Annotated in this window: 11 protein-coding genes; 3 read left to right on the plus strand and 8 right to left on the minus strand. The window is 68.9% G+C overall.

All coding sequences use genetic code 11. From position 1 onward, the window contains the following. Positions 1-279 precede the first annotated feature (279 nt). Positions 280-705, minus strand: coding sequence for a DUF350 domain-containing protein (locus tag ABZS54_RS40005; protein ID WP_355547406.1), 426 nt, complete (start codon positions 703-705; stop codon positions 280-282). A gap of 69 nt (positions 706-774) precedes the next feature. Further along, on the minus strand, positions 775-1,281 hold the full coding sequence (locus ABZS54_RS40010) for a DUF2617 family protein (protein WP_355547409.1): 507 nt from the start codon (positions 1,279-1,281) through the stop codon (positions 775-777). A gap of 230 nt (positions 1,282-1,511) precedes the next feature. Between ABZS54_RS40010 and ABZS54_RS40015 the strand changes: the two genes are divergently transcribed. Beyond that, positions 1,512-2,669, plus strand: a complete 1,158-nt coding sequence (locus ABZS54_RS40015; RefSeq protein ID WP_355547412.1) for a pyridoxal phosphate-dependent aminotransferase — start codon at positions 1,512-1,514, stop codon at positions 2,667-2,669. Positions 2,670-2,741: 72 nt separating this feature from the next. On the opposite strand, the gene ABZS54_RS40020 is transcribed toward ABZS54_RS40015, so the two are convergent. Beyond that, on the minus strand, positions 2,742-3,233 hold the full coding sequence (locus ABZS54_RS40020) for a YbjN domain-containing protein (protein ID WP_355547415.1): 492 nt from the start codon (positions 3,231-3,233) through the stop codon (positions 2,742-2,744). Between the two features lie 73 nt (positions 3,234-3,306). Then, positions 3,307-4,395, minus strand: coding sequence for an RNA ligase (ATP) (locus tag ABZS54_RS40025; RefSeq protein ID WP_355547418.1), 1,089 nt, complete (start codon positions 4,393-4,395; stop codon positions 3,307-3,309). Between the two features lie 115 nt (positions 4,396-4,510). Here ABZS54_RS40025 and ABZS54_RS40030 point away from each other — a divergent pair, with 115 nt between their 5' ends. Further along, on the plus strand, positions 4,511-4,873 hold the full coding sequence (locus ABZS54_RS40030; RefSeq protein WP_355547421.1) for a cupin: 363 nt from the start codon (positions 4,511-4,513) through the stop codon (positions 4,871-4,873). Between the two features lie 59 nt (positions 4,874-4,932). Here ABZS54_RS40030 and ABZS54_RS40035 read toward each other — a convergent pair whose 3' ends face one another. The 4 genes from ABZS54_RS40035 to ABZS54_RS40050 all read right to left on the minus strand — a co-directional run bounded on the left by ABZS54_RS40035 (position 4,933) and on the right by ABZS54_RS40050 (position 8,911). Continuing rightward, complete coding sequence (locus ABZS54_RS40035) at positions 4,933-5,880, minus strand: hypothetical protein (protein WP_355547424.1); 948 nt, start codon at positions 5,878-5,880, stop codon at positions 4,933-4,935. 43 nt (positions 5,881-5,923) lie between these two features. Further along, a complete protein-coding gene (locus ABZS54_RS40040; protein WP_355547427.1) occupies positions 5,924-6,769 on the minus strand; it encodes a hypothetical protein in 846 nt (281 codons plus the stop codon). A gap of 82 nt (positions 6,770-6,851) precedes the next feature. Continuing rightward, on the minus strand, positions 6,852-7,850 hold the full coding sequence (locus tag ABZS54_RS40045; protein WP_355547430.1) for a hypothetical protein: 999 nt from the start codon (positions 7,848-7,850) through the stop codon (positions 6,852-6,854). Continuing rightward, positions 7,847-8,911: a hypothetical protein gene (locus ABZS54_RS40050; RefSeq protein ID WP_355547433.1), complete on the minus strand. Its 1,065-nt coding sequence runs from the start codon at positions 8,909-8,911 to the stop codon at positions 7,847-7,849. Before ABZS54_RS40050 ends, ABZS54_RS40045 begins: the two co-directional genes overlap by 4 nt. A 326-nt stretch (positions 8,912-9,237) precedes the next feature. Here ABZS54_RS40050 and ABZS54_RS40055 point away from each other — a divergent pair. After that, a partial coding sequence (locus tag ABZS54_RS40055; protein ID WP_355547436.1) for an Hsp70 family protein occupies positions 9,238-10,304 on the plus strand: 1,067 nt, incomplete at its 3' end.

The following is a 10,304-nucleotide window of genomic DNA, read 5'->3' on the forward strand; positions in this document are numbered from 1 at the left end:
CGCGGCCGGGCGCGGCCGGGTCGCGGACACGCGCGCGATGGTCGGAGCGCGCGGTGCGGGGGAGTTCACCCCGAGCACGGTAGGCGCGAAGTACGCGAGCGGCGTCGAACGCGCCGACGGTTCACCCGAACCGGCTAGTGCGGGAGCCGAAAGCCGGGAGCCGGCGCGCGTTCCCGGGTGCGGCACCGGTCCCGGCGCGGATCGATCGGGTCGGGTCGCGTCGGGTCAGGCCGGGGCGGATCGCGCCGGGCCGGGCCGGCCCCGCCACGCCCCGCCGGCTCAGGCGATGCACGCCGACACGATCGCGGCGATCGCGATCTGGGAGGACGCGGTGACCCACACGCACGGGTGCGGTTCGCGTTCGACCACGGTGGCGCCGAGGCGGCCCGGGGTGACCAGGTCGATCACCAGGAAGGCGATGGCCATCAGGATCAGCCCGGAGACGCCGAACATCGCCGTGGAGGCGAGGCCCTTGCCGAACTCGTCGTAGGTGGTCGCGATGGCCGTGGTGACGATCATGCCCACGCCCAGCAGCGCCGAGCAGAGCACCAGTGCCGCATTGCGATTGCGTTCGATCCAGATCTGCCGACCGAGGTTGCCGGGCGTCAGCACGTCCACGAGCACGAACCCGAGGACCATGAGCACGATGCCCACTCCCCCGTACGCGAACGCGTAGCCGACACCTTCCGCAAGGTCCCTGAACATGGCGCCGTCCCCCATCGTCGTCGGATCACCTGATGGGGCGTCATTGTGTCGGATCGTTTCGTGCGATCGTCACATCGCGCGACTCCGAGTGCTCACGATCCGGCACTCCTGCGGATAGGTGTGCCAGGTGGACCAGACCGCACCGGCCCCGCACCGCTCGACCACCATCGCGGTGACCGCGTACGGCAACCCCGGATAGTCGCCGATCAGGCCGTACTCGTGCCCACTCGCCAGGGTGACGATCTCGCGCACCCGCGCGACGAACGCCGTGTCCTCGAAGCGCTGGGTCAGCGCGGTGAACTCGTACTCCCACCGGCCGAGCCGGGTGGCCACCCGAGCGGGCAACGGGGTGGCCGCGCCCGGCACGCACGCGACGGTCTCCGACACCGGCTCGCCCTCCCCCCGTCCGGGGGTGATCAGCATCTGGTGCGACGCGCCCAGCAGCCGCAGCTCCAGCTTCAGCCCTCCGAGTTCGACGGTGCGCTCGGCCAGCGCGGGAAGCAGCGGCAGGCCCAGGCACCAGCCGAGGGCGTCCGCACGGGTGTCGGTGTACGTGGTGGTGAGTGTGGCGTGCATTCTCGCGCTCATCCGTCCGGGCAACGGGGAAGACCCACGGGAGGCTCCCGGGGCGACAATCGGCTGCAAACCAGGGGACATGACTCACGGTAGGTGTCCAAGGGCACAGCGTCGTCACCCGCGAAGGTGAAAGGCACTGACACGAACGGGTGAAGGACACCCTGTGGGCGCCCCCGACCCGCACGCGAGGATGGGCGGGTAGACCGAAACCCCGCGAAGGAGCCGTACGGATGAACCGACCGCTGCTGGCCCGACACCTGGACGGCCTGGGCACCACGATCTTCGCCGAGATGTCCGCCCTCGCGCACACCACCGGCGCGATCAACCTCGGCCAGGGCTTTCCCGACACCGACGGCCCGGCGGAGGTGCTCGAGGTCGCGGTCGCCGCCATGCGCGACGGCGCCAACCAGTACCCGCCGGGCGACGGCATCCCCGACCTACGCCTGGCCGTGGCCGAACACCGGCAGCGCTTCTACGGGCAGACCTTCGACCCCGACTCCGAGGTACTGATCACCACCGGCGCGACCGAGGCGATCGCCGCGGCCCTGCTGGCGCTGCTGGAACCGGGCGACGAGGTGGTCGCACTCGAACCGTTCTACGACTCGTACGCGGCCTGCATCGCGATGGCCGGCGCACGCCGGGTCGGCGTGACCCTGCGCCCGCCGCACTTCCGGCCGGACCCGGCCGAGCTGCGCGCGGCGATCACCGACCGCACCCGGGTGATCATGCTCAACAGCCCGCACAACCCGACCGGCACCGTGCTCACCCGGGCCGAATTGGAGACGATCGCCGAGATCGCGATCGAGCACGACCTGATCGTGGTCACCGACGAGGTGTACGAACACCTCGTCTACACCGGCGAGCACATCCCGATCTCCACGCTGCCGGGCATGCGCGAGCGCACCGTCACCATCTCCTCGGCAGGCAAGACCTTCTCGTTCACCGGCTGGAAGATCGGCTGGGTGTGCGCACCGCGGGAGCTGATCGCGGCGGTTCGCACGACCAAGCAGTTCCTGACCTACACCTCGGGCGCGCCGTTCCAGCCGGCCATCGCACACGCGCTGCGCCTGCCGGACAGCTATTTCAGCGGGCTGCGCGAGGACCTGCGGCACAAGCGCGACCTGCTCGGCGGCGGTCTGCGTGCGGCCGGGCTGACCGTGTACGAACCGCAGGGGACCTACTTCACCACCACCGACATCAGCGCGCTCGGCTACGCGGACGGCCTGGACTTCTGCCGCCGGCTGCCCGAGTCGCGCGGTGTGGTCGCGATCCCGGAGGTGGTCTTCTTCGACGACGTCGAGGTCGGCCGGCCGCTGGTGCGGTTCGCCTTCTGCAAGCGCGTCGAGGTGTTGGAGGAGGCAGCCAAGCGGCTCGCGGCGACCGACTGAGCCGGGGCCGACCGCAGCGGCTCCGGCGGGCGTGTGTGGGGGCGGACACCCCCACACACACGCACGCGGCGGCTACGCCTCGCCGTCGGCCGCCGGCTTGTCCTCGGGGCCGTACTGCTCGTTGATCCAGTTCCCGAACGAGATGCACGTGCTGATCCACGCGCGCGTGGTGAACACGAACAGCTCGCGGTTGATGCCGGGCTCGCAGTCGAGCTGGGCCTCGCCGATCAGCCGCAACTTGCCCTCGTGCTCGTGCGTGTAGACCTTGGGCCAGAAGAACTGGCGGTGCCACTCGTCGAGCAGCTCCAGCATCCGCGGCCGCTCGGCCGGGTCGAACTCACGGTCCAGGAACATCCGGACCGTGAAGATCTCGTGCTTGTCCCCGCGCAGCATGAAGTAGACGCGGAAGCCGTCCCAAGGCGCGCAGATGTCACCTTCCTCGTCGGTGAAATGGTTCACCTGAAGCTCGTCGAGGACCTGATTGATCAGATCCGCCGACGGCTTGACGACCGGTGCGGCCGGAACGAAGGTCGACCTCGGAAGCGAGGACGGGTCGATGCTCATGAAGGATCCTCTCCAGACGTATGGACGCCATCCTCTCTCATTCGGTCCGGAGCGGTGGGCCACGCCCGAGCCCTTATTCGTACTCGGTGCCACCCTTGCGGGTCAGGTAGGCCGCGGAGACGATCTTGCCGATCGCACGCCCGCCAACCACGTCGCTGTACCGCTCCCGGGCCGGGCGCACCACGAGCCCCTCGCGCAGGTGCGCGGCCGTGCCCGACACCGTCTCCCGACCCTCGGCCAGGGCCAACAGCTCGGCCTCGTCGTAGGGCCCGGCATACAGCGTCGGCACCACCGGCAGCACGGTCCGCAAGTCGCCGAGCAGGTCGGCGAGCTGCTCGGCGTCCACCCGGCGCACCGCGCCGGCGGCGTCCGCGAGCGCGACGTCGAAGACCGCATAACCCGGCAGCTCCGAGCGACCCTGCGCGCCGTACGCCAGGTCCTGCACGCCCTGCCCGAACACCTCGCCGAAAACGCCCACCCGGGCCGCGCCCGAGCGCGCGGCCAACTCCGCGGCGGCCTCGGGCAGCCGGTGCGCGAGCACGCTGCGCCAGTAGAGGTTGTGCTCGTCCCGGGCCAGCGCCTGGGACCTGGCGCCGAAGCCCTTCGAGGACACGAAGCTCTCGCCGGTGTCGGCCACGTAGGTGTACAGGCACGCGGTGCCGTGGATCTTCTCGGTCGCCACCACCGGCTCGCCCGCCGTGAACAGCGCCGGGTAGCGCCGCACGTTCTCGATGTCGACCCACGGCAGCAGCTCGGCCGCGGGTACGATCTCGCCGCTCATGTGCACCGGGATCGGCGGCACCCACTTGACGATGCCGAGGGACTCGGCGAAGTCCTTGTCGTCGGCGAGCGCGCCCTCCCAGTCCAAGCCGGCCAGCGCGGCCGGCCGGCACACGATGCCCTGCGAGAGCTCGCCACGCAGTCGGATCGCCCGGACCCGGTTCTTCGCCGACCCGGCGAGCCGCCCGGTGAGCCCGAGCTCCTCGATCAGCGGACCCGGCAGCACCGCCTGCTCCGGGATGTACACCGCGACGTCACCGGTGACATAGGCCCCCTTGGCGACGACGGCGCGGTACAGCCCGACCTGGGCCAGCTCCAGCGCATCGGCGTTCGGGTGTGCGTGCACGACCAACCGCTCGACCGTGACCCTGAGTGTGGACATGAGGTGCCTCTTCCCCCGTGCTCGCTTCGGGGTGAATCCCCGTGCACGCCACGGTCCCAAGCACCCGGGCGAGGCCGCCAACGATTTACCGGCACCCTGGGACAGGATGGGGCACATGCCGAACTTCATCGAGAAGCCGACGGTCGTCGAGGCCGCCGGCAACATCCCCAAGACCATTCGCGAGTTCGTCGGCCGGGTCAACACTGGCGACGAGGCGCTCAGCATCGCGCACATGACGAGCCCGGGCGGCTGGGAGGAGCCGGGCCAGCGCCCCGACTTCGACGAGTACACCGTCGTCCTGCGCGGCGTGCTGACCGTCGAGTTCGAGGGCGGCGTCCAGGACGTCGCGGCTGGCCAGGGCATCCACACCGCCGCCGGTGAATGGGTGCGCTACAGCACCAGGGGTGCCGAGGGCGCCGACTACATCGCCGTCTGCCTCCCCGGCTTCACCCCGGACACGGTGCACCGCGACGAATAGGTCGCCGGCCCGGCGGGTGGCGGTCGCCGCGACCCGCCGGGCGCCTCGGTGCGATCGAATCAGATCTTGGCGGTGATGGTCGACACGAACTTCGGCAGCAGTTCGCTCTGCCAGCCGGTCCAGGGCTGGTCGGTGCCTGCCTTGGTGAGGCTGCCGGTGGCGTCGACCTGAAGGTAGTACTGCCCCTTGCGCAGAGACACGCGCGAATTCGCGTAGTAGGCGTCGTCCGCGCCGGTGCCGCTGAGGACCTTGAAGTCGGTCTGGACCCGCTGGGCGCCGCCCTTGCTCAGGTTCCAGTTGTAGTCGAGCTCTTTGGGAGCATCGATGTTCTGAATCTGGATCGTCAGGTTGATCACGTTGCTGTAGCCGAAGCCGCGCTTGGTGTTCACCGTGTAGAGGCAGGTCGTGCTGCGCAGCGCCGGGCCCCGGGACTTGTAGGAGCCGACCGCCTGGGCGGTGCCCTGTTCCTCCTGCGTCGTCACCTCGGGGATGACTTTGGCGATCTCGTCCGGCCTGATCAGGTCGCACACATCCGGCCAGGTGGACATGTCGGTCGCCACCGGTGCGAATTTGCCGCCGCTCTTGGGCGCCGGCGGCGCCTCGGGGCGCGAGGCGGCCTTCGACACCGCCACGCTCGGGGTGCCGGCGACCGCGTTCGGATCGAAACTCTCCAACCTGCGGACGCTCTCCGTGGGCGGCAGCTTGACCGCTTCGTTCTTCTTGCCGTCCGTGCCGTTGATCAGCAGCGCCGCGATCACCGTCGCCGCCGTGCCGCCCGCGAGCACGGCAAGCCAACTGAAGACCTGCTTGCGGCGGTTGGGCCGCGGCGGCTCTGGCGGGTACGGCTGCGGATAACCGGTCGGACCGAAGCCCGGCGGTGGCCCGTACTGCCCCGGGCCGCCGTACCCGCCGGGCGGCGGCTGCTGGCCGTAGCCGCCCTGCGGCGGGTAGCCGGGCCCCTGGCCGGGGTATTGGCCGGAGTTCGGGCTGTTGTACTGGCCGGTCATCGAGTGCTCCCGTGGTGACGAACCGTCGAGGGACGACGGCGAATCAGTCGTCCGTCATCTTGATGTTGAGGACGCGCACCAGGGCCGGTCCGGCCTTCTTCGTCCAGGTGTCGGGTGCCTCGTCGGCGCCTGTGGAGTCCTTGGTACTCGCGCTGACCTCAAGGACCACGTAGTAGCCGGGCGAGTCCGGCTTGGCGCCCTGCTTGTACAGGTTCAGCTTGCCGTTCTGGCGGAACGCGTCCTGTACGAACAGCTTGTTCGCGAGGTCCTCGAAGCCGGCGTAAGGGGCCGCGTCCGCCTTGGCCTTCTCGTACACGTCCTTGACCGGTCCGGCGTCGCCGATCGCCTTGATGGTCATGGTGAGTTTGCCCGGTTCGGTGGCGTTCTTGAGGTTGGGCAGCTTGAGTTGCACGGTGCACTCGGAGTTCCGGGGCGTCTTCGCGCCCTTGCGACCCTGCCGCGAGCCAACGATGCTCGCGTCCGGGACGGCGTTCTGGATCTCCTTGTCGGAGAGCATCGTGCACGCGTCCGGCCACGTGCCGGAGTCCCCGGTCGCCCGGAACTTGGCGCCATCGGTGAACGCCACACCGGGCGGCGGGGTGTAGTCGTCGGGGAACGCGACGCCGTTGTCCGCCACCGGCTTGGCACCCTTGTCGTTCTTCTTGTTGATCTCGTCGACGATGTACGAGGCCGCGACCGTGGCCAGCACGCCGCCGACGACCACGCCGATCCAGCCCAGGATCGGCTTCAGCTTGCTCCGGCGCGGCGGCTCGTGGGGCGGCATCGGGCCACCGGGGTACGGCTGTTGGTACATCCCGGGCTGACCGTACTGCGGCTGCTGCTGCGGCCCGCCGTAGTGGTTCCCCCCTGGGTTGCCGATTCGTACCATCCCCGTACTCCTCCTGATGCCTGATCCGATGCGCTGTTCCGATGCGCTGTCGCCGTTGCTGCCCTACCGCGCGGACCGCGGGTTACATCCGTGCCACGAGGTAGCCGATGAGCGTCGGCCCGTACTGCTTGGCCGCGTCGTCGCTCGGCAGCTTCGCCCCACCCGGACCGCTCAGCCCGCTGGACATGTACAACTCCACGAAGTACGGACCCTTGTTGAGGTAGATGTAGTTGTCGTCGCGGAACGCGTCGTCGGTACCGAGCTTCGTGCCCAACTCCTCGAACGTGCCGAACGGCTTGCGTCCGTGATCCTTCTTGGTGTCGCCGTAGTGGCCCTTCGCGATCGCCGGCGTGCTCACCTCGTGGAGTGTGAGCTCGATCTTGGCGTACGTCGGATACTTCGGATTGTTCGGGTCGGGTACGGCGAGATCGAAGTCGCACTGGTTGTCGACCGCGCCCGGGAAGTCGTACTTGACCGAGACGGTCGTGTCCGGCTTCCTGGTCTTGACCGTGGCGCCCTTGACGACCTTGCCGATCTGCGCGTCCGAGAACATGTCGCACGCCTTCGGCCAGGTCTTGCCGTCGTTGGTCGCGTTGAATTTTGACCCGGCGTCGGCGGGCGGCGCTGCGGGGAAAACCATCGGGCGATCGAGCGGCTCGGGACTTGGGCTGGTCTGACCGCTCTTGCCGCCGCCGGAGGCTCCGGGCGCGGTGGGACCGACCGAGGTGGGGCCGGGCTTGGCGGTGTCCGCGTCGTCGTCCTTGTTCAGCAGCACGAAGCCGCCGACGCCGGCGCCGGCCAGGACGACCGCGACCGCGACCCACAGCGCGATCCGGTTGTTCCGGCGCGGTGGCGGGGTGGGCTGCCCGTACGGGTGGCCGGGCGGTCCGTACGGACCCGGCGGCGGGTAGCCGGGCTGCTGCGGCGGGTAGCCGGGCTGCTGCTGCGGATAGCCCTGCTGCGGCGGATAACCCTGCTGCGGCGGGAAGGCCGGCTGCTGCTGCGGGTGTTGTGGGTACTGCCCGGGTTGGCCGTGGCCGCCGCCGTGCTGCCCTGGGCCCTGCGGCCAACCCCCGCTCACAGTTTCTGCCCGACGACCGCGGCCACGGTCGGACCGTACTGACGCGACATGGTGTTCTGCTTGAGCGGGTTGCCCTGCGAGTCCTCGACCTGGGCCTGGAAGGTGACCCACACCCGGAAGCCGTTCTTGGAGATCTGGATCGTGATGTTGTCGCGGAACGCCCCGTCCACCCCGAGTTTGGCGGCCGGGATGTCGTCGTACTGGTCGGGGTATGCCTTGGTGGCCGTCTCCGCCTGCGTCTTCTCCTTGGCGAAGGAGGTCTTCTCGTCGGCCAACGGCTTGTAGCCGTAGGTGGTGATGTTGATCTTCGCGGGATAGTTCGAGGACTGCAGGTTCGGCAGGTCGACCATGATGTCGCACTCGTTGTCGTTGACGGCCTTGCCGAAGAAGTTCGAGTAGCGACCCATGAAGCTCTTGCGCTCACGGATGGTCGCCTCGGGGACGACCGTCTTGATCTCTTCGTCGGTCAGCAGGTCACAGGCCTTGGGCCAGGACTTCGGGTCGACCGAGAAGTTGCCGAACTTGGGCCCGGTGATCGCGGGCAGCGCGTCCGGGATCTTCAGCGTGTTGGTGATGTCGGTCTTCTTGGGCCCGGTCGCGGCGGTGTTGTTCGGGGCCGCGGTCTTGCCCGTGACGATCGGCGCGGGCGTGGTCTTCTGCGCGGCCGGGTCCTTCTTGTCGGTCGGGTCGTCGAGCCCGACCAGCGCGACCACGACGGACGCCACGATCGCGCCGGTGACACCGGCGATCCAGGTGCCGATCACCTTCTTGCTGCGGCCCCCGCGCGGCGGCCGGCCGTTCGGGTCCAGCTGGATCGGGTTCTGCGCGTACTGCTGGTAGTGCCCGTACTGGCTGTACTGCGGGTACGGATAGCCGCCGGACTCCTGGAAGCCGCCCGGCTGTTGCTGCTGTTGCTGCTGCGGAAAGCCGCCGGGCTGCGGGTATCCCCCCTGCTGCGGGTAGCCACCCTGCGGCGGGCCCGGCTGTCCCTGCTGTCCCGGTTGTCCCGGCGGGCCGGGTGGCATCGGCGGCACAGGCGGATAGCCCTGACCATCGCTCATCGGGAGGTCCCCCTCGGATCTCGGGTTTCACCTGGCGTTTGCTTGCAGGCATCAGGCGCGGAGACATGCTGCCATGTGCATGGAGAGGCCGCAGAGGTCAAGAGTGTCGTTTGTGGCGACATTCACCTAAATAAGTCTCCGGAGGCGCACAACGTTTCGATGACGTCAAGCGTCTCGATCAGAGGTCGGACACCCGAGAATCGCCCCCTCACAGCCCACGAGGCAGTAAAGTTGAGTCAGGAATACTCAAGCGATTTGACCGGTTGCACACGACGGCTCATCCTTGAGCGACAACCACTCAACTCTTTCCGTGGAGGAAGCGAATCATGGCACGTGCGGTCGGTATCGACCTCGGTACGACGAACTCCGTCGTCAGCGTTCTGGAAGGCGGCGAGTCGACCGTCATCACCAACGCGGAGGGGTCGCGGACCACACCGTCCGTGGTTGCCTTCGCGAAGAACGGTGAGGTTCTGGTCGGCGAGGTGGCCAAGCGTCAGGCCGTCACCAACGTCGACCGGACCATCCGGTCCGTCAAGCGCCACATGGGGACCACGTGGTCCGTGGCGATCGACGACAAGAAGTACACCGCGCAGGAGATCAGCTCCCGCATCCTGATGAAGCTCAAGCGCGACGCCGAGGCCTACCTCGGCGAGAAGGTCACCGACGCGGTCATCACCGTGCCGGCGTACTTCAACGACGCCGAGCGGCAGGCCACCAAGGAAGCCGGCGAGATCGCCGGTCTGAACGTGCTGCGCATCGTCAACGAGCCCACCGCGGCGGCGCTGGCGTACGGCCTGGACAAGGCCGACGAGCAGACCATCCTCGTCTTCGACCTCGGCGGCGGCACGTTCGACGTGTCGCTCCTGGAGATCGGCGACGGCGTGGTCGAGGTCAAGGCCACCAACGGTGACAACCACCTCGGCGGCGACGACTGGGACCAGCGGGTCATGGACCACCTGGTCAAGCAGTTCCAGAACGCGCACGGCGTGGACCTGTCCAAGGACAAGATGGCCCTCCAGCGCCTGCGCGAGGCGGCGGAGAAGGCCAAGATCGAGCTGTCCTCCTCGATGGAGACCTCGATCAACCTGCCCTACATCACGGCCTCCGCCGAGGGCCCGCTGCACCTGGACGAGAAGCTCACCCGCGCCCAGTTCCAGCAGCTGACGCAGGACCTGCTCGACCGCACCAAGGTGCCGTTCCAGAAGGTCATCGAGGACGCGGGCATCCCGCTCTCGGCGATCGACCACATCGTCCTGGTCGGCGGCTCGACCCGGATGCCGGCCGTGGCCGACGTGGTGCGCGAGCTCACCGGCGGCAAGGAGCCGAACAAGGGCGTCAACCCGGACGAGGTCGTCGCCGTCGGCGCCGCGCTCCAGGCCGGTGTGCTCAAGGG

This window comes from Embleya sp. NPDC005575 (genome assembly GCF_040605455.1).
GTDB lineage: Bacteria > Actinomycetota > Actinomycetes > Streptomycetales > Streptomycetaceae > Embleya.